Below are 24345 nucleotides of genomic sequence, written 5' to 3' on the forward strand. Positions count from 1 at the left end.
AGCGATGAGCAGGTATCAACTGGACGCCTATGCCGCCAATGAGCGGGCGCTGGCAGAGATGACGAGCTTCGTTCGGTCCTCGTTTCGCTTCCGCGATCCGACGCTCGACGATGCGGTCCACAAGGCGATCACGGACTTCGGGCTCGTCGCGCCTCCCGTCGTGGAGGCGAACTTTCCCTTCGAGCTGCCCAGCCTCGGCCCGATGACGACCGGCGAGCTGGCGAAAGCAGGGATCGTGCACCGCGATCTCCCGGCGCTGCTCCAGGCCGCGCGCGGCGAGGCACAATGGCTGGCCGACCGCCCGCTCTACCGGCACCAGGTCGAGGCGATCGAGAACTACCGGAAGGGGAAATCGCTCGTCGTCGCGTCGGGCACGGGTAGCGGCAAGACCGAGTGCTTCCTCTTCCCCGCGATGGACAAGCTCCTTCGCGATCCGGACCTGAAGCGCCCCGGCGTACGCGTGCTCCTCCTCTATCCCCTGAACGCGCTGGTGAACAACCAGATGGATCGGCTGCGGGCGATTCTCGGCGACCATCCGACCATCCGCTTCAGCCTTTACACGAGCCGCCTGCCGGAGACGACGAAAGAGGCCGAACGGAAGCTCAAGAAGCTCGGGTTGCCCGTGCCGCACGCGGAGCTCATCTCGCGCGAGCAACTTCGCGAGCGGCCGCCGCACATCCTGGTGACGAACTATTCGATGCTGGAGTACGCGCTCGTCCGACCGGCCGACGCGCCCATCTTCAGCGACCGGTTCGCGTGCCCGGAGATGGTCGTCATCGACGAGGCGCACGTCTATGCCGGCGCGATGGCGGCCGAACTCACGCTCCTCATGCGGCGCGCCTGGCTTCGCTGGGGGATCGCGGAGCCGAGCGCGGTCCAGGGGATCGCCACGTCGGCGACGATGCACCAGGGGATCTCGGACGGCCGGGAGCTCCTCCGCTCCTTCGCCGCGAGTTTGCTCTCCAAGGCCCCTTCCGACGTCGAGCCTATCGAGGGGCGGCGCGTCGTCCCCCAGGCGAAGACCTCGCCTGTCGAGATGTCCCTCCCTGCGCCCGCCGCGGTGGCGGCGCTCGACACCGACTTCGCGACGCTCGTGGACGAGGTGGTGGACGGCGAGGTCGAGGTCAAGCTCGACGGCTCGAAGGTCTCCCGTGAGCGGGCGCAACAGGTGGTCGACGTGCTCCGCCCCGGCTTCCGGACGCGCGATGACCTTCCGGCCGCGCGCCTGCTCCATGATGCGCTGGAGCCGCTCACCTGGGTACGCAAGCTGCGTGGCGATCTGAACGACGCCGCCACCCGCATCGATAAGCTGGCCGACGTTCTGTTCGGGAAGGACGGTGATCTGGGCGTGCGGCGGCGGGCTGCTCACCGCGTCCTCGAGGTGCTCGCGCTGGCCCGCAGCGCGGCGAGCGAGATCCCGCTCCTGCCCGTGCGCATCCATGCGACGGCGCGCGGACCGCACGGCGTCTACGCCTGCCTCAATGGCCAGTGCCCCGAGGCGGTGATTCGGGGCGCGCTCGGCACGCTGTACACCGAGCCGGTAGGCCGGTGCGGGTGCGGCTGCGGCGTCTACGAGCTGCGCGTGTGCGAATCCTGCGGTCAGTCGTTCGTGCTCGGGCTCGAAGGGGCTGGCGATGATGGTCTCCCGGCGCTGGTGCCGCAGCGGGTGCACGGGCAGGCGGGCTCCGGCGGCGGGAAGCGGAAAGAGGACAGGAGCGACGTGGCCCTGTTCTGCTTCAGAGATCGTTGGGACGATGGCAGCCCTTTCCCCACGGCGGACGGAGCGCCGGAACAGCGGTGGGTCGACACCAGCTCGGCACCCTGCCGGCTCGGCGCCGCGGACGGCCGGCGCCTGTGGCGATTCCCGGGCGGGAACTTCAAGGGGCCCGACCGGACGCTCGCCGGTGTAGCTTGCCCCCGCTGCGATTCCCAGCGACCTGCGCTGCCCGTCATCCGGCGCGTCCAGGTCGGCACCGACGCGGCGTTGCAGGTGTTGATCGATGGGGTGTATCCGTCACTCCCGCGACACCGCGTCGCCGCCGGTCGCTGGTTGCGCGGTGAGGGGAGACGCCTCCTGCTCTTCGCCGATAACCGCCAGGTGGCCGCGTCGCTGGCGGCGAAGGTGGAGGAGTCGCATGATACGCTGCTCGCCCGCCGGATCCTCGTCGAATCGCTCGACGCTTGCGCCGGCCGGGGGGAATCGGGCCGCGTTTCTGCCCTCCAGCGGGACATCGTGGCCGCCGTGGAGCGTGACGACTTCGAGGAGGCGGCCCGCCTCAAGGTCAAGCTTGCTGCGGCCCGCGCGGCCGCCGCCGCTGAGGGCGTCGACTTCGAATGCTTGGCCTCGGCCATTCGCGACCACGCAGACCTCCGAGAGCTCAGCAACCACGACGCCGCCAGCGCGCTGGATCTGGCTCGCATGCTCGTTGCCCGCGAGCTCTCGCGCCGCCCTGGACGCCTCGGCAACCTGGAGGCGAACGGCGTCGTGGTGGTCGATTACGGGATCGATTTTCCCGCGCCCAAGCATCCGGACGTGCGCCGGCTGTTCCCCGACGAGGTGTGGAGCGCGCTCGTTGCCACCCTGCTGGACACGATGCGCGCCGATGGCGCATGCACGGTCCATCGCGTCGGGATCCATGATGACTTTCTCCCGCGCCGACTCATCGACCGCCCGATGGTCAAGGAGCATCGGAAGGGCAAGGCCGGCGCAGACACCAACGACGACGCCGCCGACAGTACGTGGGAGAAGACGCCGGTGTCGCTCATGCCATCGGGCGCCGGGGTGACCGCGAACGAGAGCCGCCGGCTGGCTTACGTGGCGCGGGTGCTGGAGGCGCTGGGCGCGCCCGCTGCGGTGACAACGGTGCTGGTCCTCGAAGAGGTCTGGGACGCGCTCGACCGCGTGGCGCCGGTGGGGCAGCAGCAATCTCAGTCGGTGTCGCCCATCCGGCGCCGGGACGAGGCGGGGCGCCTGGACATCGTGTTCCACCTGCTCCGCTTCCGGCGGTCGAGCGCGGGGCCGCTTTACCGCTGTCGCCTGTGCCGGACCTCGTGGCCCCGTGCGGTGGCAGACGTCTGCCCGACGAGCCACTGCGAGGGCACGCTCGCCCGCGTCTCGCCGGGACAGGAGCTCGATGACCGGGACCGGATCGTGGCGCGTGCGGTGGGCGAGGGCCGAACGGAGCTCCTCGGGCTGAACTCCGAGGAGCACACCGCCCAGATCCTCCCGGAAGACCTGGAGCAGAGCGAGGCTCGCTTCAAGCAGGGCGAGCGCAATGCGCTCGTGTGCTCGACCACCATGGAGCTCGGCGTCGACATCGGCGGCCTCAGCGCCACGTTCCTCACCAACGTCCCGCCCGGTCCGTCGAGCTACCTGCAGCGTGCTGGCCGCGCCGGCCGCCGCGCGGAGGGCACGGCGCTGGTGCTGACGTTCGCGCGACCGCGGCCGTTCGATCAGGCGGCCTTCGCTGATCCGGAGCGCCCTTTCAAGCTCCCGATCACACCCCCCGCGGTCAAGCTCGACAGTCCCCGGATCTGTCGACGCCACGTGTATGCGCACCTTCTGGCGCGGTTCTTCCAGCACTTCGACGCCGGCGTGAGCGCCCAGAATCCCCTCACCGTCTTCGGCTCGGTGAAGGCGTTCTTCGAGGACGCCGTCGCCGCGGTCGAGCACCTCGACGCCGCGGTCGGCGATCGGATCGGGAAGACGCTCGGGGTCGACGTCAAGCAGGAGACCATGTGTCACGCGTTCGTCGCCTGGCTGGTGGACATGGCGATCGCCGACATCGCGCTCGTCGCGCAGGTGCGGGCGCTGACGGCGCGCACCGCACTGGCAAGCATGTCGATGGACGACATCGCCGACCGTTGCTGGACGCACATCGAGAAGATTGCCGCTGAAGTGCGCCGCCAGCTTCGCGCCCTGAACGCGCAGCTCGACGCCGAGCGGGCCAGGCCGGAGGCGGCGCAGGATCGCGGGATGATTCGCGCGCTGGAGTACCAGCGGGACGACCTGGCGAGCGAGTCGTTGCTCAGTTATCTGGCCGTCGCGCAGTTCCTGCCGCGGTACGGGTTCCCGGTGCAGGTGGTGCCGCTCGTCGAGCGATGGGACGAGAGCCGGGGGGAGAGCCGGTCGTTCTCGCAGCCGCGCCTCCGCCTCGAGCGCGACGTGGCGCTCGCGCTGAGCGAGTACGCGCCGGGCGCCGAAGTCATCGCGGGCAAGCACGTGCACGTCTCCCGCGGTCTCCTCCGGCACTGGACCGGTACGGACGCGCCCGGCGTGATCGCGCAGCGGGTCATCGGCCTGTGCCCGAACTGCGGACAGTTCCACTTCGCTCGCAACCAAGGTGGCCTGGAGAAGGCGTGCAAGACCTGCCAGCAGCCGGGGTTGCGGGAGATCCCGGTGATACAGCCGAAGCTGGGGTTCGCCGTGCAGTGGGGGCGGCGGCCGCAACGGTGGGCCGGCGGGGCAAGGACCGCCCTGCGCCCGGTGACGGAGGCTGTGTACGCAACCCGCGAGGGAGGCCCCACGGCAGAGGTGAGCGCCGGTCTTGCGCTGGCGTACGACGAGGAGGGGTCGATCCTGGTGCGCACTGAAGGGTCGCTCGTGGAATCGGATCGAAGCGGAGCGAGCGCGAGCTCGGCCGCGGTGGGCGCGCAGCGGCACGGATACGGCTATGCCATCTGTTACCTCTGTGGCCGCGCCGAGCCCGAGACGGAGCTGCCAGGGACCGACAAGAAGGGTAATAAATTCGACCCGCTGCCCAGGGCGCTCGAGCAGCATCAACGCCTGCGTGGCAAGGGGCGCTGCGAAAACAAGGGGAACTACTGGCGCCACATGGTGCTCGCTGGCGATCTGCGCACGGAGACGCTCCGGATCGAGCTGAAGGGGGCGCTCGCGCTCCCCGGCGGGGAGGATGGGCTGCGTCTTGCCACGACGTGGATGGTGGCGCTCCAGCTCGCAGCGGGCGAGGTGCTGGGGGTCGATTCGCGCGAGGTCAGCGGGTTGCTCTCGCCGCGGGGTGTCGGTCAAGGCTTCGTCTACGATGTCATCCTGTACGATCAGCTGGCCGGCGGGGTGGGCCACTGCCGGGCGCTGCGGGAGCGCTGGCAGGATCTGATCAACGCGGCGCGACAGCGGCTGCAGTGCTCCAACCCTGCTTGCACGACGGCATGTCACCGGTGCCTGCTCGCGTTCGAGACGCAGCGTTACGAGCCGCTCCTGCGGCGCCGCAAGCTGCTCGACCGTCTTGATCCCGGCTGGGCGCTCCTGGAGAAGCGGGCTGAGCGAGACGGGCTTCCGGTCGAGCCGGTGTTCCGGGGCGGCGTCGAGGTCCGGGAGCGTCTTGCGCGGCTGCCGACCGTGGAGATCACCGTCGTGGCGCCCAGCGTCGGTCGGCAGGCGATGGCGGACGATGGCTGGCTGCGCTGGATTGTGCGGCACGCCGACGGCCCAGGGCGCGCACGTGTGGTGCTCGGTCGCCTGCCGGATCCGAACTCGGACGAGGAGCGCATCACTGCGCTCCGGCTGCGGTTGGCGATCGAAATGGGCAAGGTGGAAGTGCGGAAGGTGTCGCCGAGCGCCGCCGCGGATTTTGCCTGGAAGCTGTCGTCCGGTGCACCCGATTCCGAAGACGTGTTCCTTGTGGAGCAAATGCATGACGCGGACGAGCTCGGTCCTGGGTGGCTACGCGAGAAATGCCGGGTGTTTCGCACCGTGGGACGCGCGGCTGCGCAGGCAGCCCGGGAGCGGGTGGCGGCGCTTGTCGCTGCCGCGCGGGTGTGCGCCGCATCGGACTTCGAGCCGGACGAAGCGGCCCCGAGCATCATCGTCCATAACGTGCCCGCGGGCCAGCAGGGTGCGGACGCGACCTTCGTCCGCTGGTTCGTCAATGCCTCGGGTGAAGCACTCAACCATCGACCTATCCGCACGCTTCGGATCGTCGATCCTTACTTACAGACCGACTGGCAGCTCACGCTGCTCGAAGAGGCAGCGACGTTCTTCCGAGCGCGTAGCTGCCAGAGCCTGGAGGTCGAAACCTACGCGCCCATCTCTGAGAAGGAGAACCAGGGGCACGGGCATCACCGGACGCTCAGCGCCGTTGAGCAAAAGGCGCGGATCGCGCGCATCGCAGGGAACTCGGGATGGAAGCCGCTGGCACTGCCGAGCGATCCGCTGGCACGCCTTCATCAGCGAGCCATTACGGGCACCCGGGAGGACGGCTCGCGTTTCGTGGTGCTGCTTGAGCGCGGTCTCGACTTCATCGCCTTCGACAGGCGGCGACGGGCGCGGCTGACGCGGGAGAGCTACGTCGTGGTGAAGGAAGAATGAGCGCCACGCGATGAAACGGGGGCACGCGGTACTCGATTCTGGCGCCCGTGCCCGCGTCTTCGTGGCTCGCGGCTGCGTTCGGGACGCGCTTTACCGGCCGGAGAGGGTGGCCGCGGAGCTCGGGGGGACCCATCGGGACGACGCGGAAGTCGAGCTGGCGAGCCTCGGGGACCTGAACGGACAACCTTGAAGTCTCAGATCATTGGCCCCTTGCCGCTACATCGGGGAGCAGGTCGATTTTTGCGAGTTCCGGGCGGATAGATGGAAGGCTCGACGGCTTCCCCGGGCCATGATCTCGTCGGCGTCCAGCGGTCAGGAGCAGCTGAAGGGCATGCTGGCCAAATCGGCGCTGGGCGCCCGCGATCATCGAAGTGATCCGAGCGCCCCCACGCCTGCCGAGCTACTTCTTCGCGGCAGCGGCAGCAGGCGCCGCTGCCGGCGCCTTCCCAGCAGCGGCAGCAGGCGCCTTCGCTGCGGCAGCCGGCGCCGCGGCGTGCGCCTGCGGCGTGATGATGCGGAATTTCCCGCTCAGGTGCAGCAGCGACATCGTGTACAGCATGCCGTCGTAGTACCGCCACTTGCCGGTGGGCGCCTCGCGCTGATAGAGCTCCTCGACGAAGCGCCAGGCCCGCGGATGGGTGGCGGCCAGCGCCGCGACGGCGTTTGCCGACACGAGCCCGAGCGAGTCGTAGTCGACGGTGGGCTTGCCCTCGAGGGTGAAGTTGCCCTTGTACTTGGGGCCCTGCGCCTCGAAGAACGCGAGGAGGCGATCGCTCAGCTCGGTCTGCCGCGGATCCTTCGCCCACCACGCCGCGTCCACCGACCAGTTCATCGCGGTGCGGAACGCGTCCTGACGGAAGTTGGCGGTCCCCGCGTCCCAGGAGGCAGCCTTGGGGGTGCCATCGAAGTTGGCGTAATCCGGAGCGAGCCCGGTCTTCGGATGGGTCACCTTGACGAAGTAATCGCGGCTCACCTTGGCCGCCTCGGCCCAGAACGCGCGATCGGCCTCGGGGCCCCAGGCCGCCCAGACGTCGTAGAACGCCGGCAGGTGATACGACGGATCGGTGTGATCGCCGTTCTTCGCGAAGTTGTCCGCGTCGGGCGTGAACCGCACCATCTTGTGCTCGGCGTTGAAGAGCGAGTGCAGCGTCGTCTTGCGCTTGTCCTTGTTGACCGGCCCGGTGATCGGCTTCCGGTTCTTCATCGCGTCGAGGATGGCGAAGGCTTCCTTCTTGTAATCGTAGATCCCCTTGCCGTTCCCCCAGCGGTTGGACGCGAACAGCAGCGCGGTGGCGAAATACTCCTCCGCGTCAGGGGCCGGATTCTCATCGATGGCCGTGCCGTCCGGGCGCATCTGCCACGAGAAGTAGCCGAAGCCAGGGTGCTTCGGATCCGCGCGGAACATGTGGGACTTGGCCCAGTTCCACAGGGCGTCGAAGTCGTCTTTGCGATCGACCTGCACGGCGATCATCATGCCGTACGACATCCCCTCGGAGCGGACGTCGTTGTTGCCGATGTCCATGATGTACGCCTTGGGGCCGTTCGCGTTCTTTCCCGCCGGGAACAGGACGGCCTGCTCCTTGGGATCGCCGTGGAACAGCTGCTCGTAGGCCTTCGCGATCTTCGCGTCGATCTCTTCGGGCTTGTGTCCCAGCTCGGCGAACAGGTTGCGGTACTCCCCCGTGGCGAACGCTCCCTTGGCAGCGGGCTTGAGCGGCGGACCGAGGGGCGCGGGCTCCGCCGGGGCGGGCGCCTGGGCCGTGCCGCTCGGGGTCGCGGTGCTGGCCGGCGCGGCGCTGCCGGCGGGGTTCGCGGAGCTCACCGGATCGGGCGAGCCGACCTGGGTGCCTTGGTTGCTGGGCGCGCAGGCGATCACCGTGACCGCAAACCATGCCGATGCGACGGGAGACGTTAGCATTCGCAAGTTCATCGCTGTCCTCGTGTTCGAGCTCGCATCCTGTGAGGACGCGCTCGGCGTGAACATCGCTGGCGACGTCCACGTGATGACGCTACTGGGCGAGAAGGAAATCCAACCGCTCGGAGGCGTCAAGTCCCAACTGCCGGGCCTGCCTCGGGCTGAGAGGACACCGTGACAACCGCGATCCGGCGCTTCTGGAAAAGTCGCGTGATCCCGGCATCTTTTCATGTGTCGAAGGGGATCGCCTTCACGTCACAGCGCTGCTCGCTCACGGGTCGACGCGGTCGACATGATCGACGTTCACACGCCCTGAATCGGCGCCGCTGGACCGGGCGCGGCTACGCCCTGAACTCCGCCAGCGACCGGCAGGCGCGGCGGAGCCGGTCGCGCAGCCACCGGTGCGCCGGGTCGGCGTCGAAGCGGGGGTGCCACGCCTGCGCGATGGTGATGGCCGGCGTGGTCACGGGCAGCGGGAAAGTGACGAGATCGAAGCGCGGGGCGGCGTGCGCGAGCCATTTCGACGGGAACGCGCCGACGAGGTCGGAGCTGGCGAGGAGGCACAGCGCCGCGTAGTGGCCTGACGCCACGGCCGCGGTGGTCCGGGCGAGCCCCTTCTTCTTGAGGGCCTCGTCGATGGGGCCCCAGGTCTTGCCCAGCCTGGAGACGCCGAGGTGGGCGTGCTCGACGAACCGCTCCAGCGTCACCTTGCCGGATGCGAGCGGGCTGCCGCGGCGCACCACGCCGACGAAGCGGTCCCTGACGAGCGCCTGCACGCGGATCTCCGGGCCCATGTCGCCGATGATGCCGAGGTCGAGATCGATCCGGCCCTCCCGGAGCGCGGCGACGTCCTCGTCGCCCTCGGGCAGGAAGCGGACGGTGACGCCCGGGGCCTCGGCCCTCAGCGCGTCGAGGAGCGGGGCGCCGACGAGCCCGAGCATGCCGTCGCTGGTCCGGACGGCGAAGCTGCGGGTGAGCGCGGCGACGTCGAGCGCGCCCCGCTCGCGGAGGACCGCGCTGGCCGAGGCGACCACCGCGCGCACGCGCGGGCGCAGCTCGGCGGCGCGCGGCGTGGGCACGAGCCGCCGGCCGGCGCGCACGAGGATCGGGTCGCCCACGGCCTCGCGGACGCGCGCGAGCGTGCGGCTCATCGCCGAGGGGCTGAGGTGCATCCGCTTCGCGGCCAGGAGGACGCTCTCCTCCTCGAGGAGCGCGTCGAGCGCGACGAGCAGGTTCAGATCCATGGAGTGCATGGGACGCAGCAATACCTTACCGTACATGCACTGGAAGTCATGTCTGTTCGGGCGCAGGTTCTGTGTCGACAAGGGCAGCCGCGAGGGCAGGGGAGCCGTCGCCGCGCCTGCCCGGAGGAGACATGCCATCATGAGCACGACGCTCGATTCGCCGCGCGTTCTAAGGACCCTCGACCGCCTCTTCCAGGACGCCGACAGCGGCGATCCGGGCATCATCGCCCGCGTCCGCGCCGACTGGGAGCGCCTCGGCCCGAGACCCGACCCCGAGACGCTCGCCCACACGCTCGCTGACGCGTATCTGCCGGTCTCCCGCGAGGTCGGGCGGCTGCTCCACCTGCTCGCCTTCGCGGCGCGGGCGCGCACGGTGGTGGAGTTCGGCACGTCGTTCGGGATCTCGACGGTGTTCCTGGCCGCGGCCATCCGCGACGGCGGCGGCGGGCGGGTGATCGGCAGCGAGCTGCACCCGGAGAAGGTGCGGCGGGCGCGGCAGAACCTCGACGAGAGCGGGCTCGGCGATCTCGTCGAGATCCGCGAGGGAGACGCGCTGGTGACGCTGCGGGACGTGGAGGGGCCGATCGATCTGGTGCTGCTGGACGGATGGAAGAACCTTTATTTGCCGGTGCTCCGGATGCTCGAGCCCCGGTTGCGGAGGGGCGCGCTCATCGTCGCGGACGATCTCGACATCGCGCCGGACGACCTGCGGCCGTACCTGGAGTACGTGCGCGGCGCGGGCAGCGGCTACGGGTCGGTGGAGATTCCGCTGGGGGACAGGCTGGAGGTCTCCTGCTGGCACGGGCGCGAGCGCGAGGCGTGAGACAGGCCGCCTCGTTCCGTTCCTCGCGCGAGGGCGAGCGGCGCGCGGCGGCGCGCGCGCATCAATGGTTCTTCTTGCAGCCCCCGTAGCGTTCCACGCTGGCGAGGGTTGGCGGATTGCTGAAGTACGTCGCGTCATACCCGCCCGTGATGAGGACCGAGCCGTCTTGCAGGGTCGTCGCGGTGTGGAAGCCCCTCTGGACCGGCTCATCGATCGGGGTCCAGCTGCCGTTCGCCTCCTTGAAGATCTCGGCGCCGTCGCTGCCCACGGCCATCACGCGGCCGTGGGACATGGGCGCGACGGCGGACGCCCACGTGTGGAGGAAGTTCGGCGGCGCGGTCAGCGTCCACGTGTCGTTTGCGGGATCGTAGATCTCGGCGGTCTCGCCGGCATCGACGAGGATCTCGATCTCCTCCTCGGTGCCGCCGTAGATCCTGCCGCCGCCGCCGACCACCAGCACGCGCCCGCTCGGCAGGAGCGTGGCCGTGTGCTGCATGCGGGGCAGGTTCGTCGGCGCCGCCGCCGTCCAGGTGCCCGTGGCCGGATCGTAGATCTCCACGCTGGTGCGGCCCTGGGGCATCTCGTTGCCGTTCAACGTGTAGCCGCCGACGACGAGCACGCGCCCGTCCTGGAGCAGCGTCGACGTATGAAGATAGCGGGTCACCGACATCGACCCTGCGCTGGACCACGTGTTCGTGGCGGGATCGTACATCACGGCCTCCTTGAGGCTCCTGTCGTCGTCGCTGCCGCCCGTGCGTAATACCCGCCCGTCTGGCAGGAGGGTGAGCGCGGTATACGCGAACTCCCAACCACGGGCCGCCTCGCCGGGCGTGAGCGGGACGCTCGCCGTCGCGCCCGTGATCGGATCATAGACAAGCCCGCCCGGGCTGAAGAGGACCCTGCCGTCCTGAAGGAGCGCCGCGCCCACGGGGGACATGGGGTAGGGCAGCGTGTCACCGGTCGTCCACGTGTCAGCGGCGGGATTATAGAAATCGACCGTCGTGGGGTACGGGTAATCGCCGCTTCCGCCGGCCACCATCACCTGGCCGTCCGGCATGAGCAGGGCGACATGCCGCTCTCGCGCCTCTGGCAGCGGCGCCACGGACGACCATTCCGCGTGGACGCCGACGTGGCGGCGGCACTTCTTGTTCTTCTTCGCGTGGTGGTTGCCCAGAGGCGCTGAGCTCACCTCAAGCGCTGCCTCCTCGAGCACATCCGCGGCGGGGGGTTCAGGCTCCGCCCCGGCACCGCAGCCCGCGACCGCGAGCGCGGCGAGGGAGAGGAAGGGGACAAGACAACGATGATGGCGACGGCCGATGGTGGACATGTAGGACCTCGTCAGGAGCTGGGGGAGGGGCAACCGTCCCCGGCCGGGGAGGCGCCATGGAGCGCAACGGAAGACCATATCAGATGGTCGTGTAAGCCGGAACGGGGCTCGCTTGGCCGGGCGAGCCGTCCCCATGAGGCGCCCTGCGCTCTATATCACCCATCGGCGTTAACCAAGCTTCGCGCCGCGTTCTCCTACATCCGAACGTGAACGTAGTCGTGAACGTGGTCGTGGTCGTGGTCGTGGTCGTGGTCGTCAACGGTCGGCCGTGAACGACCACGACCACGTTTACGACCACGTTCACGTTTACGACCACGTTTACGACCACGTTCACGTAAACGTTGGTGACCGATGGTGGAGCGGTGCGGGCTTCGGCGACCGAACGAGCTTGGTCAACACCTATGCACGTTATACCCCCACTACCGCCCTCGCCATCGCCCCCCGCGCGCTCGCCACCGCCGCAAACCGCTGCGCCAGGTACTCCGCCACCCGCACATCCTGGCTGAACACCACATTGAACCGGATATGCGGATCTCCCGCCCCCTCCGCCATGAACGTCGCCCCGCGGGCCAGCAGGATCTTGTTGAGGTACGCGTCCTTCACCAGCTCGTCGACGTCCACCCCGCGCGGCGCCGTGCCCCAGAGGAACAGCCCGCCTTCACCTGGGTGGTCCAGCAGCACGCCGGCGTCGCTCAGCCGGCGGGCCGCTGCGTTCCGTGCCGCGCCGAGCTTCTGCTGCAGCCGGTCGATGTGCTTGCGCCACCTGCCGGCCGACAGCACCTCCAGGAGCACGAGCTCGTTCAGCGCGCCGGTCGTCAGCACCGAGTAGATCTTCTCGCGCAGGAGCGGCTTCAGCCGCCCCGGCTCGGCCGCGATGTAGCCCAGGCGCAGCGCCGGGCTCAGCGCCTTGCAGAAGCTCGAATAATAGACGACCCCGTCCAGCCCGGAGAGCTGCGCCAGCCGCGTCGGGTGCCCGGGGTGGAAGTGACCGTGCACGTCGTCCTCGGCGATGAGGACACCGTGCTGGTGCGCGATCGTCAGCACGCGGTGCAGGTTGGCGGCGCTCGAGCCCCAGCCGGTCGGGTTGTGCAGCACGCTCTGGAGGAACATCAGCTTGGGCCGGTGCTCGCGGCACGCAGCTTCCAGCGCCCCCAGATCCACGCCGTCTGGCCTTCGCGCCACAGGCACGAGGCGGTAACCCGCCTGCCGCAGGCGGCCGAACAGCAGGAAATAGCCCGGGTCTTCCACCAGCACCGCGTCGCCTGGCTGGAGATAGCCTCGGCAGATCAGGTCGATCGCGTGCGTGCCGCCCCAGGTGGTGAGCACGCGGCCCGCGTCGGCCGCGATGCCCTGCGCGCGTAGCAGCGTCGCGATGCGCTCGCGCAGCTCGGGCAGCCCCTGCGGCGGGCAGCGCGCCGCCATGCCGGCGTCGCTCCTGGCGAGCGCCCGCTGGAGCACGGTCGCCGGGATAGCGTCGCTCAGCCAGCTCGCCGGCAGGGCGCCGCTGCTCGCCAGCAGCACGCCGGCGCGCTGGTCGTTGGACTGCTGCGCCAGCCACACCGGCTCCTGCTCCTCCCCGGCCTCGAGCCACGCCTCGCTCGGCATGGCCGACGCCGCCTCGCACACGAAGAACCCGGCCGTGCCGCGCGACTCGACCAGCCCCGCCGCCGCCAGCCGATCGTAGGCCGTCACCACGGTGTTGGGGCTCACGCCGAGCTGACCCGCCAGCTGGCGGATCGACGTCAGCCGCGCGCCGGGCGGCAGCCGCGCGCCCTCGATCAGCGCGCGCAGCTGCGCCTCGATCTGGTCGGCCAAGGGAACGGCGGAGTCGCGGTCGAGCGAGAACATGGGTCAGCGCAGGAGCAGGAGCGCCAGCACCGCCAGCGCGCCGGCCATGATGCCATTGAACAGCCGGTGCCGTCGCGGATCGGTCAGCAATCGTCGGATCGCCACGCCGAACAGCGCCCACGCCGAGGTGCACGGAAAGGTGATGGCGAGGCCGACGACGGACACGAGCAGGGCGCCGCTCGCCGCGCCCATGCCCGACGGCATGAACACCGAGGCCACCGTGATCGCCTTGACCCAGCTCTTCGGGTTGACGGCCTGGAACAGCGCCCCCTGCGCGAACGACAGGGGCCGCGGCACTTCGGCGCCCTTGACCGCGGCGCAGCCGGTCAGCTTCCACGCCAGCACCAGCAGGTACAGCGCGCCGGTCACACGCAGCACGCCGTGCAGCGCCGGGTAGGCGGCGAACAGCGCGCCCAGGCCCAGGCACGAGACGAAGGTCTGGACCGCGCCGCCCACGCCGATGCCCAGGAGATGCGGCAGCGATCGGCGGTAGCCGAAGTTGGCGCCCGAGGCGGTGAGCATCATGTTGTTCGGCCCAGGGGTGCTCGACATCACGAAGCAATAGGTCAGGAGGGGCAGCAGCTCGGTCATCGCAGATCGCTCCGGTCGGGGATGGCCCGGAGCGTAAGGAGCCGGTGTTCGCCGGTGAAGGCACAGGGGACGCGCCCCACGAAAGCACTGTGTCAGCCGCGCGACCGGTACAGCGAAGGGCCCGGCGCGCGGGGTACACTCGGATCAGCGCAGCCGGATGAGGCCGGGGGCGCGGAGGAGATATGACGGACGAATCCGAGGCAGGCGCGCCCGACAAGGCGGCGTTCTTCCGACCTGAGAACGAGCGGGAGGGCTCGCGCCGCGAGATCTCGAGCCCCACGGGGAAGTACAGGCTCGTGGTGTCGAGCTTCTCGACCGGACGTGGCGGCTGGGACTACGCCCAGGGCGAGGTAACCAGGACCGCCTCTGCCGACCCCATCGCCGTCGTGCGACGGAACCTCGACGCGTTCCCGTTCCTGTTCGTCGAGGGGCACCCGAACGGCCACGACTACCTGGTGTGCGGCGAGGACTACCAGGGCCAGACCGTGGTGGAGCTCGATACCGGGAGGCGCCGCGACCACCTGCCGGACGAGGCGAAGGAGGGGATCGCCTTCTGCTGGGCGGAGACGCGCTTCGAGCCGCCGGCCGCGATGCTCGTCGTCGACGGGTGCATCTGGGCGTGCCCGTACGAGTTTCGCTTCTTCGACTTCTCGGACCCGATGTCGGGATGGCCCGAGATCGAGGCGCCCGTGCCGATCGACGCCGATCGGCGCCCGCCGGCCTTCAACGCCGACGGGACGATCGTCTGTTATCAATCGGCATCGGACGGCGAGGCCAGCGGCGACGCGGCCGAGAAGCCGATCGCAGCCATGCTGACGTTCCGGCGCGACGGCCTGAAGCTCGTCCTCGAGAGCGAGTGGATCTCCGAGCAGGAGCAGGCGAGGCGCAGCGCGAAGGAGGAAGAGCGGAAGCGGTACGAGGCGTGGCTCGCGGACTTCCGCGCCAACGATCCGCTCTACCGCACCGCCGTCGAGGCGATGCGCGACCCGGCCTTCTCTCCCGAGGACCACGACAGGATCGGGATCACCCACGACGGCTGGTGTCCCGACTTCAAGGCCCGGGAGCGGCGCATCACCCGTCGTATCGTGAAGAAGGGGACGAGCCGGTACACGATCGATCTCGAATGGGGCGCGGAGACCGGCCCGGTCAAGCTCGTTGTCTACAGGGACGGCAAGCGCGCGGAGGACAGGTTCTTCGCGCATTCCGTCGCCGGGATGCTCGACGCCTTCGCCTGCGCGAGATCCCTGGTGGTGAACGACCCGGACACGGCGGGCGCGTGACCCCCCGTCTCTCCCTGCGCCCTCGCGCCTCCGGGGTGTCAACCTCGCTTCACTTCGGGAAGTCCGTCGACTCCGAGACGGCGCGCCACGCGGCGAGCTCCTGCGCCACGAACGCGTTCTTCGCCTCGATCGCAGCGACGGTGTCGCTGCCGAGCGGGAGGCGGAGCGGGGGATTCTTCGCGCGGGCGAGCTCGACGACCACGCGCGCGAGCCGCTCCGGGTCGCCGGGCTGCTGGAGGCTGACCGTCTTTGCGTAACTCCGGACTTTGCCCGCGGTCTCCGCATAATCGGCGATGACCTTGCCCGTCTCGACGACGGACTTCGCCTCCAGGAACTCCGTCCGGAAGTAGCCCGGCTCGATGATCGTCACCGCGATGCCGAGCGGCGCGAGCTCGGTGTGGAGCGCCTCCGAGATGCCCTCGACGGCGAACTTCGTCGAGCAGTACACGCCGAACCCGGCGCCCGACCGGTAGCCGCCGAGCGACGAGATGTTCAAGATCTGGCCGGCGCGCTGCTTCCGGAGCTGCGGGAGCACGGCGCGCGTCACCGCGAGCAGGCCGAACACGTTCGTCTCGAAGACGCGCCGGACCTCGTCGCCCGAGGTCTCCTCGATCGCGCCCATGACGCCGTAACCGGCGTTGTTCACGAGGACGTCGATCCGGCCGAACCGAGCGATGGCCGCCTCGACCGCGGCGGCGACCGACGCCTCGTCCGTCACGTCGAGCGCGACGGGGAGGAGCGCCTCGGACCGCCCGAAGCGGTCGGTGATGCTCTTCGGATCGCGCGCGGTGGCGACCACCCGATCGCCGGCGGCGAGCGCCGCCTTCGCGATCTCCGCGCCGATGCCGCGCGACGCGCCCGTGATGAACCACACCCGCTCGTGCTTGCTCGTGTCCATGGGGATCTCCTCTTCGTGGCCGGGGCGCTGCGCCCCTCACACGACGGAAGATGCACCATCCCGAGCATGAAGAGAATGCGCGAAACCGTTGATGCTTTATGAACTCTCAGTTCATAATCCAGCATGTCCGACGCGCTCGACGGGCTCACGACGTTCCTCGCCGTGGGCCGCCTCAAGAGCTTCACCGCCGCGGCCGCCGCGCTCGGTGTCACCCCCACCGCCGTGAGCCAGAAGATCAAGCTCCTCGAGCGGCGGTGCGGCGTTGTGCTGTTCCAGCGGACGACGAGGCGCGTCGCGCTCACGGAGCCGGGCGAGAGCCTCTTTCAGCGCCTGCGGCCCGCGATCGCCGACGTCGAGGACGCGCTCGCCGCGCTCGGCGACTACCGCGGGCGCCCCTCCGGGAACCTCCGCCTCACCGCGCCGCGCGTGAGCGGCGCGTGGCTCGTCGCGCCGCTCGTGGCGCAGATGCGGGAGGCGTACCCGGAGCTGTCGATCGAGGTCTCGCTCGACGACGCCTTCGTCGACCTCGTGGCCTCCGGCTTCGACGCGGGCATCCGGCTCGGCGACGCGGTGGAGAAGGACATGGTGCGGGTCCCGATCTCGAACCACTCGTCGTGGTCGATCGTCGGCTCGCCGGCCTATCTCGCGAAAGAGGGGCGGCCGCGCGCGCCGGAGGACCTCGTCCGCCATCGCGCTATCCGCCAGCGCCTCCTCGCGAGCGGCGTCGTCTATCGCTGGGAGCTGGAGCGCCGGGGCAAGACGATCACGGTCGACGTCCCCGGCGGCGTGGTCACCGACGATATCGGGCTCATGGTCGCGCTCGCGTGCGCGGGGGCGGGCCTCGCCTACGTGCCGGACCAGGCCATCGAGCGCGACCTCTCGGAGGGACGGCTGGAGCGCGTGCTCGAGGCGTTCATCACGAAGGGGCCGGGCTTCTGCCTCTATTTCCCCGCGCGCACGCAGGAGCAGCCGAAGCTCCGCGCGCTGATCGAGACCGTGACGAGCTTCCGCGGGCAGGAGGCCAGGCGGGTCAGTCGCACTCCCCGACGCTCCACATCCCGGGCGCCTCCACGTGGAGCGTGACGATCTCGTCCTCGTCGAACCCGAGCGCCTGCTGCACACCCGTTGTGCGGTATCCAAGGAAGATCTGGTCGTCCCCGAGGTCGACGATCTGCTTGTGGGCGCGGCCGTGGATCTCGTGCTCCGCCACGGACGCGGTGATCGCGTTGCAGGCGAAGGGGACATAGCTCACGTGCGCGAGCATGATCGGCCCGGAGACGTTGAAATCCGTGACCGAGAGCCCCGTGAACTGCCCGTCCGCGTCGTCGCTGCTCGGGTCGGTGAACGGCGTGAAGGTGCGGCCCCCCTCCTCGTTGTAGAGGTTGGCGAGGGAGCTCGGTGAGCTCGGGTTGCTCGCCATGACAGCGATCTTCCCGGCGCCCGCCTTCCTGGCCTCGTCGACGCGGTAGATCGCCACGCCGCCGGAGACGTCATCGAAGTCGAACCAGCGCTGCAGGCCGCTGTCGTATCCCTCGTTCTGGCGGTTGTCGATCAGGAAGTACTGGTCCGGATCCGAGGTCTCGATCTTGTAGATCGTCGGCGCGACGCCCTGCCCGAGGAACTCCGCGCCGGCCGTCCGGACGATGGCGATGTCCTGCGGCGGGGACCCGGGCTCGATCACCGTCGGCGCCAGGAATCCGGCCTTGATCCGGCTCCAGGCGCCCATCGCCACGGGCACCGAGCCCGCGGGCGAGCCGCTCGTGCTCCCCCAGCTCCCGCTCGCCATCACGCACCATGAACCGAGCGGGGTAGGGCCCTTGTAGAGATCCGGGAGGCCGACCGCCGAGTGCCCGAGCTCGTGGACGATGACACCCACCGTGGCGGGCATCGTGGTGGGCACGCCGCGGACGGCGTGGATCTGCCGTTCGCCGAGCGCGGCGTAGCCGGTAAGGACCTTCCCGTCGAGGGTGATCGGGTCCTCGAAGCCCTTCGCATGGGCCCAGATGGAGGGCGTCTTGCTCGTGTTCGCTGTCTCGTAGCCGGCCACGATGAAGACCGTGTTGAGCTCGTCGCCGCGGACCTTGCCGTCTGCGTTGGTGTCGTAAGAGGCGAAGTTGACGAAGGGATCCGCCAGCACCAGCGCCTCCTTCAGGTAGAGCTGGAGGAGGGAGAAATCCTTCTTGCTGTTGGGGTGCGCGAACGGGAGCTTGATCCGGACGATGCCGTCGTTGGCGGTGCCCTGGGTCTCCTTCGCGCGGGTGAAGGAGAACTTCCCGCGCGACATGTCGGCGTAATAATGGTTCACCGAGCCAGGGAGGCTCCCGTACATCGTCTGCTTCCAGTACGCGAGGTCGGTGTCGAAGTTGCCGGTGAACGCGCCCGGCGTGGCGAGCCCGCCCCCCTGGGTGAACTCCAGCAGGATGGTCAGCAAGGGGCGCCGGATCCCGGAGATCACGGTCGGATTCGCCGCGAACGAGAGCGCGCCCCGGGAATGTGCGATCTCGGCCTCCCAGAGGGTATCGAGCGCCTCGTCGTCGATGCGCTGGAGCAACGACGGATCCACGGGGCCGCCGTGCCCGCGGAGATCGCGGACCAGCACCCCGGAGGGGACGAGCCTGAGGGCGCCGCGCGCGTCCGAGCCGAGCTCGGCGACCTCGTAGTCGCCCGAGAGGTCGTTGAGCACGACGGCGGTGCCGTCCGCCATCCGGAGGTAATCGAAGTGCTCGTCGCCGATCACCTCGGCGCGGAAGGTCGCGCCGGTCGCGTCGAGCTGGATCTCGCGCAGCCCGGGCTCGGCGCTCACCGCGGCCGCAGGGCGGCTCGCCGAGACGGCGCTCGCCAGCACGGCGAGCGCGACGAGCCCGAGCCGCGCCGCTCGGCGCGCGCCGGCGATCCCCTGGTGATCCACGTTGCCCGCGCCGCTGTTTCGAGACGTCATGTCCGCATCCTCCTCAATCCGCGTTTCGCCGCGTTCGAGGAGCGCATCGCAACGCATGTGCCGGAATCGGTCAGAAGCGCGAATCGCCGCGTTTCCAGGCTGATCCGCGCGTCGCCGGCGCACGCGTCGCCCCGCGCCGACACGCGGCCGGGACAGCTGTCACGCGCGCGCGACGGGCGCTGTTGCGGCGGCGTGACAGCGGTCCTGCAGGCGCTCCACCCGTGCGCGTGCCCGTGCGGTGCAGGCGCGGACGCGGCCCGCGGGCGCGCTGGTTCCTGGTTGACGCGGCCCCCTCCAGGGGCACCATGGCGATCATGGGCGACGATCCCGGGGAGGCCTGCACGCTCACGAGCTTCGATGAGGGGCGCTCTCTCCGGCTCCCGGCCGTCTCGGTGACCGTCACCCTCCCGGACCGGCGCACGCTCACCGCGCCGCTCGATCTGCGGCCCCTCCTCGTGGGCGCGGGCGCCGACTGCGATCTGGTCCTCGCCGATCCACGCGCCTCGCGCAGGCACTGCGAGATCCGGTTGACCGAGCAGGGTGTGCTCCTGCGCGACCTGGGCAGCAAGAACGGCACGCTGATCCGCGACGTCCGGATCCGCGAGGCCTTCCTCCCGCCGGGCGTCCCCGCCACGGTCGGCGGCTCCGAGATCGTCGCCGGCCCCGCGGGGCCCGCGGCGGTGTTGCCGCTCTCCGCCGCGGACGCGTTCGGCGAGGCGGCGGGGCGGAGCCTCGCCATGCGCGCGCTGTTCGCCCGGCTGGAGCGCGCGGCGCCGACCGATGAGACGCTGCTCCTGCTGGGGGAGTCCGGCACCGGCAAGGAGGTGCTGGCGCGGGCGATCCACGCGCAAAGCCGCCGCAAGGACGGCCCGTTCGTTGTCGTGGACTGCGGCGCCATCGCCCCGAACCTCGTCGAGAGCGAGCTCTTCGGCCACGCGCGGGGCGCGTTCACGGGCGCCGCGGCGGCGCGGCCGGGGCTGCTCGAGCAGGCGAGCCGGGGCACGCTCTTCATCGACGAGATCGGCGAGCTCCCGCTCGAGCTCCAGCCGAAGCTCCTCCGCGCCATCGAGGGGCGGCAGATCCGGCGGCTCGGATCGAACGAGTGGCTCCCGTTCGACGCGCGGATCGTGGCGGCCACGCACCGGAACCTGCGCGCGAAGGCCCAGGACGGCTCGTTCCGGGCCGATCTCTACTTCCGGCTCTCGGTGGTCGAGGTCCATGTCCCCGCGCTCCGGGAGCGCAAGGACGACATCCCGCTCCTCGTCGAGCGCTTCCTGGTCGCGCGGGATCCGCCGCGCGCGCTCGCGGACCTGCCGCCGGGCGCGCTCCCGCTGCTGGAGGCGTACGACTGGCCGGGGAACGTGCGCGAGCTCCGGAACACCGTCGCGCGGCTCGTCCTCTTCCCCGAGCTGCTCCACGAGGTCATCGGCGCCGCGCCGCCGGCGCCGCGGGGGAGCGCCAGCGTGGAAGCGACGCGGCCCGATCCCTCGGGCGCGGCGCCCTCCGGAGCGGCTTCGTCGGGCGCTGCGCCCTCCGGCGCGTCACCGGCAGAGCCCGGGGATGCGCGCCTCCGCAGGCTCCTCGAGCTGCCGCTGCCCGAAGCGCGGGAGGTCGTGCTGGAGGAGCTGGAGCGCGCCTACGTCACCGAGAAGCTCCGCCAGCACGGGGGCAACATCTCGCACGCGGCCGACGCGATGGGCGTCTCGCGCCAGCTCGTCCACAGGCTGATCCAGCGCCACGGCCTCCGGGCCCGATGATCCTGCCCGTGGACGGTGACGAGCCCCGCGTCGACGCCCCGCCGTGGCCGCGGCGCGGGCGCGACGACGCGACCGTCACCGGCCCGGCCACGCCCGGGGCATCGCCCGCCGCGTTCGAGGCCACGCCCGGCGCGCCCGAGGCCACGTCCGATCTTGGCCTCGGTGAGGAGAGCCGGCGCTCCGCCGCCGCGCGCGGGTCCACGTCCGCCGCGCCCTCGTCGATCCCACCCTCGCCGGTACCGCCCTCGCTCCACGCCCGCTTCGAGGACTTCCACCTCCTCGGCCGCGGCGGCATGGGCGTCGTCTACCGGGCGCGGGACCTCCGGCTCGGCCGGCGGGTCGCCATCAAGCTCCTCTCGGCGGGCGCGCAGATCGACGGGAGCTTCCTGCGCGAGGCGCGCTCCCAGGCGCGGCTCCGCCACGAGAACGTCTGCGAGGTCCACGAGGCAGGCGTCGCCGATCACGTGCCCTTCCTCGTCATGCGCTGCATCGACGGCCCCTCCCTCCAGGACGCCCGCGGCGATCTGACCCTCGAGGAGAAGGTGCGCGTGGCCCGGGCCATCGCCGCCGCGCTCCACGAGGCGCACCGGCTCGGCCTCGTGCACCGCGACGTGAAGCCGAGCAACGTCATGCTGGAGCGGGACACCGACGGCGCCTACCGCCCCTACCTCATGGACTTCGGCATCGCGCGCGAGGCGGGGGAGGGCGGGTCCACCCTCACCGGCGCCCTGCTCGGAACCCCCGCGTACATGGCGCCCGAGCAGGCCGCGGGGCGGGTGCACGCCCTCGATCGGCGGACCGACGTCTACGGCCTGGGAGCGACGCTCTACGCGCTGCTCGCCGGCCGCCCGCCGTTTGCCGGGGGCACCGTGATGGACGTGCTCCGCCAGGTGCTGGAGGCGGACGCGCCGCCGCTCCGGACCCTGGACCGCGACATCCCCCGGGATCTCGAGGCGGTGGTGATGCGCTGCCTCGAGAAGCAGCCCGGCGCCCGCTACGAGTCGGCGCGCGCGCTCGGCGAGGATCTGCAGCGCTTCCTGGACGGCGATCCCGTGCTCGCGCGCCGCGCCTCCCTCGGCCGCCGCTTCGCCCGGCATGCGCGGCGGCACCGGGCGGCGGTCGCGAGCGCGGCCGCGCTGCTGCTCGCGGCGCTGGTCGTCGCCGGCCTCCTCGTCCGCGGCCGGCACGCCGCCGCGGAGCAGGCGGAGCTCGCGCGAGAGCTCGGCGAGACCGTGAAGGAGATGGAGCTCTTCCTGCGCGCCGCCCACGCGATGCCGCTCCACGACGTCGAGCGCGAGCGCGACGTGGTCCGCGCCCGGCTCGGGGCCGTCGAGGCCCGGATGGCGCAGGCGGGCGAGAGCGGCCGCGGCCCCGGCGAGTACGCGCTCGGCCGCGGCCTGCTCGCGCTCCAGGAGCCGCGCGCCGCGCTCGACCACCTCCGCGCGGCCGAGCGGGCCGGGTACCGATCGCCGGGGCTCGACCACGCCGCCGGCGTGGCGCTCTCCGAGCTCTACCGCCGCGCCCTGGAGGAGACCCGCCGCATCCGCGACCCGGCGCAGCGCGAGGCCCGGATCGCGGCGCTCGAGGTCGAGTACAAGACCCCGGCGGTCGGGCACCTCCGCGCGGCGCTGGGCGGCGCCGGCGAGGCACCGGCGCACGGCGCCATCGAGGCGCCCGCCTACGTGGAAGGGCTGCTCGCGTTCGCCGAGGGCAGGCACGACGAGGCGCTGGAGAGGGCCCGGGAGGCGTTCGCGGCGGCGCCGTGGCTCCACGAGGCGAAGAAGCTGGAGGGCGACGTGCTCTTCGCCCTCGGGAGCCGCCACCGCCACGACGCCGCCGCCTTCGACTTCGACCGGATGAAGGGCTACTTCGACAGCGCCGCCGAGGCGTACCGGATCGCCGCCGATCACGGCCGGTCCGACCCCTCGGTCCACGCCGCCGCGTGCGAGCTCTGGACCCAGACCATGAACGCCGCCGGCAAGCGCGGCGACTCGATGCGCCCGAGCTTCGAGCGCGCGCGGGCGGCCTGCGAGCGGGCGATCGAGGCGAGCCCGCGGAGCCCCGAGGCGCTGGTCAAGCTCGCCTGGGTCCACAACTGCTTCGCCTGGTGGGCCGCGAGCGGCATGCAGCCGGGCGAGGACGCCGAGGCCGCCCTGCGCGCCGCCACCGCGCGCGCCGAGGCGGCGCTCGACAGGAGCCCGGACGACGCCTTCGCCCGGTACGTCGCCGCCGCGGTCGCCCGCGCGCGGGCGTACCACGCCGACATGCTCGGCCGCGACCAGCGCGAGGACCTGGAGCGCGCCATCCAGGGCTACGAGGCCGCGCTCCAGCGCGAGCCCGACTTCGCCTGGGCCCTCGCCGAGCTCTGCTCCGTCCACGCCGAGCTCGGCCGCCACGACTCCCTGCACGGCCGCGACCCGAGCCGCTCCTTCGAGCGCGCGGCGGCCCGCTGCGACCAGGTCCTCGCGCTCGATCCGGGCCTCGACGGCGCGCGCACCTCGCGGCTCGTCACCGGCGTCTACGAGGCAGAGCACCTCGTCCGCGCCGGCCGCTCCCCCGAGGAGGCGGTCCAGCGGACGCAGCAGGTGATCGAGGCGATGCATCAGAAGGACCCTTCCTGGGGCTGGGCGCCCTACTGGCGGGTCTGGCTGGAGCACGCGCTCGCGCTGCACGCGCTCGACGCGGGCGCGGATCCCGGCCCGGCGCTCGCGCGCGTCCGGGCGAGCGCGCGCGAGGTGGCGCCGGGCGCGACAGCCTTCCCGGAGTCGCTGCGGGCGATGCTGGCGGTGCTCGAGGCGCGCGTCGGGGTCGCGCGGGGAGAGGACCCGTCGCCCTCGATCCGGATCGCGCGCGAGGCGCTCGATCGCCAGATCGCGGTGGCGCCCTGGGACGTGTCGGACCGGCTGCAGCGCGCCGAGGTGGAGCTGCTCGCCTACCGGTGGAGCGCGCAGCGCGGCCGGCCGGACGCGGCGCGGCTCGACGCGGCGCTCGCCGTGCTCGACCCCCTGCTCGGCGGGCAGCGCGTCGATCCCCGGCTCCCCGCGCTGCTGGCCGAGATCCACGAGGCCCGCGCCGCCCACCGGGCGGACCGCGGGGGGGACGCCGCCGCCGACATCGCGGAGGGGCTCCGGCATGCGGACGCGGCGCTCGGGCTCCACCCGCGGTTCGACCGGGCGCTCGTGGCCCAGGGCGGGCTCTGGCTGCTGCGCGCCGCGGCCGCGTCCGCGCCCGACGTGGCGGCCCGGCGGGAGGCCGCCCAGCGCGGGGCCGCGGCCCTGGAGGCGGCCCTCCTGGCGAACCCGCTGCGCGCCCGGACCGAGGGCGCGCGCCTCGCGGAGGCGCGGCGGCTCGCGGGCCCGGCGCCCGACCCGGCCGCGCCCTGACCGCCCCCGCGCG

14 protein-coding genes are annotated in these 24345 nt (G+C 71.3%); 7 read left to right on the forward strand and 7 right to left on the reverse strand.

What is annotated here, in order from left to right; genetic code table 11:
- The first annotated feature begins 4 nt into the window (after positions 1-4).
- Positions 5-6328, forward strand: a complete 6324-nt coding sequence (locus WMF45_RS18360) for a DEAD/DEAH box helicase (protein ID WP_437718169.1) — start codon at positions 5-7, stop codon at positions 6326-6328.
- 400 nt (positions 6329-6728) lie between these two features.
- Here the strand turns inward: WMF45_RS18360 and WMF45_RS18365 are convergent, their stop codons facing one another.
- Positions 6729-8150, reverse strand: coding sequence for a glycosyl hydrolase family 8 (locus tag WMF45_RS18365; protein WP_437718170.1), 1422 nt, complete (start codon positions 8148-8150; stop codon positions 6729-6731).
- Here WMF45_RS18365 and WMF45_RS18370 point away from each other — a divergent pair.
- Positions 8107-8421: a hypothetical protein gene (locus tag WMF45_RS18370; protein ID WP_437718171.1), complete on the forward strand. Its 315-nt coding sequence runs from the start codon at positions 8107-8109 to the stop codon at positions 8419-8421. The genes WMF45_RS18365 and WMF45_RS18370 overlap by 44 nt on opposite strands.
- A gap of 163 nt (positions 8422-8584) precedes the next feature.
- On the opposite strand, the gene WMF45_RS18375 is transcribed toward WMF45_RS18370, so the two are convergent.
- A complete protein-coding gene (locus WMF45_RS18375; RefSeq protein ID WP_437718172.1) occupies positions 8585-9496 on the reverse strand; it encodes a LysR family transcriptional regulator in 912 nt (303 codons plus the stop codon).
- A 130-nt stretch (positions 9497-9626) separates the two neighbouring features.
- Between WMF45_RS18375 and WMF45_RS18380 the strand changes: the two genes are divergently transcribed.
- Complete coding sequence (locus WMF45_RS18380; RefSeq protein WP_437718173.1) at positions 9627-10310, forward strand: O-methyltransferase; 684 nt, start codon at positions 9627-9629, stop codon at positions 10308-10310.
- A gap of 61 nt (positions 10311-10371) precedes the next feature.
- On the opposite strand, the gene WMF45_RS18385 is transcribed toward WMF45_RS18380, so the two are convergent.
- The 3 genes from WMF45_RS18385 to WMF45_RS18395 all read right to left on the reverse strand — a co-directional run bounded on the left by WMF45_RS18385 (position 10372) and on the right by WMF45_RS18395 (position 14076).
- On the reverse strand, positions 10372-11499 hold the full coding sequence (locus WMF45_RS18385) for a Kelch repeat-containing protein (protein WP_437718174.1): 1128 nt from the start codon (positions 11497-11499) through the stop codon (positions 10372-10374).
- Positions 11500-12045: 546 nt separating this feature from the next.
- Positions 12046-13485, reverse strand: a complete 1440-nt coding sequence (locus WMF45_RS18390) for a PLP-dependent aminotransferase family protein (protein ID WP_437718175.1) — start codon at positions 13483-13485, stop codon at positions 12046-12048.
- Between the two features lie 3 nt (positions 13486-13488).
- The gene (locus WMF45_RS18395) at positions 13489-14076 is read right to left on the reverse strand and encodes a LysE family translocator (protein WP_437718176.1); all 588 of its coding nucleotides are present in this window, start codon (positions 14074-14076) and stop codon (positions 13489-13491) included.
- 182 nt (positions 14077-14258) lie between these two features.
- Between WMF45_RS18395 and WMF45_RS18400 the strand changes: the two genes are divergently transcribed.
- Positions 14259-15356 (forward strand): hypothetical protein, encoded by a 1098-nt coding sequence (locus tag WMF45_RS18400; RefSeq protein ID WP_437718177.1) that lies wholly within the window; start codon positions 14259-14261, stop codon positions 15354-15356.
- Between the two features lie 49 nt (positions 15357-15405).
- Here WMF45_RS18400 and WMF45_RS18405 read toward each other — a convergent pair whose 3' ends face one another.
- A complete protein-coding gene (locus WMF45_RS18405) occupies positions 15406-16254 on the reverse strand; it encodes an oxidoreductase (protein WP_437718178.1) in 849 nt (282 codons plus the stop codon).
- A 123-nt stretch (positions 16255-16377) separates the two neighbouring features.
- Here WMF45_RS18405 and WMF45_RS18410 point away from each other — a divergent pair, with 123 nt between their 5' ends.
- The gene (locus WMF45_RS18410; protein WP_437718179.1) at positions 16378-17337 is read left to right on the forward strand and encodes a LysR substrate-binding domain-containing protein; all 960 of its coding nucleotides are present in this window, start codon (positions 16378-16380) and stop codon (positions 17335-17337) included.
- On the opposite strand, the gene WMF45_RS18415 is transcribed toward WMF45_RS18410, so the two are convergent.
- The gene (locus tag WMF45_RS18415) at positions 17285-19192 is read right to left on the reverse strand and encodes a M6 family metalloprotease domain-containing protein (protein ID WP_437718180.1); all 1908 of its coding nucleotides are present in this window, start codon (positions 19190-19192) and stop codon (positions 17285-17287) included. The two genes, WMF45_RS18410 and WMF45_RS18415, sit on opposite strands and share 53 nt — an antisense overlap.
- A gap of 305 nt (positions 19193-19497) precedes the next feature.
- On the opposite strand from WMF45_RS18415, the gene WMF45_RS18420 reads away from it, so the two are divergent.
- Both WMF45_RS18420 and WMF45_RS18425 read left to right on the forward strand, forming a co-directional pair.
- Positions 19498-20949 (forward strand): sigma 54-interacting transcriptional regulator, encoded by a 1452-nt coding sequence (locus WMF45_RS18420; RefSeq protein WP_437718181.1) that lies wholly within the window; start codon positions 19498-19500, stop codon positions 20947-20949.
- Positions 20946-24332: a protein kinase domain-containing protein gene (locus tag WMF45_RS18425; RefSeq protein ID WP_437718182.1), complete on the forward strand. Its 3387-nt coding sequence runs from the start codon at positions 20946-20948 to the stop codon at positions 24330-24332. The genes WMF45_RS18420 and WMF45_RS18425 overlap by 4 nt, the downstream gene beginning before the upstream one ends.
- The last annotated feature ends 13 nt before the right edge of the window (positions 24333-24345 follow it).

It is taken from the genome of Sorangium sp. So ce448, from assembly GCF_051520915.1.
Classification (GTDB): Bacteria; Myxococcota_A; Polyangia; order Polyangiales; family Polyangiaceae; genus Sorangium; species Sorangium cellulosum_B.

Coding starts and splice junctions, on each gene's coding strand:
- WMF45_RS18415 (WP_437718180.1), bottom strand. CDS start 19,192: ATGACGTCTCGAAACAGCGGCGCGGGCAACGTGGATCACCAGGGGATC.
- WMF45_RS18395 (WP_437718176.1), bottom strand. CDS start 14,076: ATGACCGAGCTGCTGCCCCTCCTGACCTATTGCTTCGTGATGTCGAGC.
- WMF45_RS18405 (WP_437718178.1), bottom strand. CDS start 16,254: ATGGACACGAGCAAGCACGAGCGGGTGTGGTTCATCACGGGCGCGTCG.
- WMF45_RS18425 (WP_437718182.1), top strand. CDS start 20,946: ATGATCCTGCCCGTGGACGGTGACGAGCCCCGCGTCGACGCCCCGCCG.
- WMF45_RS18380 (WP_437718173.1), top strand. CDS start 9,627: ATGAGCACGACGCTCGATTCGCCGCGCGTTCTAAGGACCCTCGACCGC.
- WMF45_RS18390 (WP_437718175.1), bottom strand. CDS start 13,485: ATGTTCTCGCTCGACCGCGACTCCGCCGTTCCCTTGGCCGACCAGATC.
- WMF45_RS18400 (WP_437718177.1), top strand. CDS start 14,259: ATGACGGACGAATCCGAGGCAGGCGCGCCCGACAAGGCGGCGTTCTTC.
- WMF45_RS18360 (WP_437718169.1), top strand. CDS start 5: ATGAGCAGGTATCAACTGGACGCCTATGCCGCCAATGAGCGGGCGCTG.
- WMF45_RS18420 (WP_437718181.1), top strand. CDS start 19,498: ATGGCGATCATGGGCGACGATCCCGGGGAGGCCTGCACGCTCACGAGC.
- WMF45_RS18410 (WP_437718179.1), top strand. CDS start 16,378: ATGTCCGACGCGCTCGACGGGCTCACGACGTTCCTCGCCGTGGGCCGC.
- WMF45_RS18375 (WP_437718172.1), bottom strand. CDS start 9,496: ATGCACTCCATGGATCTGAACCTGCTCGTCGCGCTCGACGCGCTCCTC.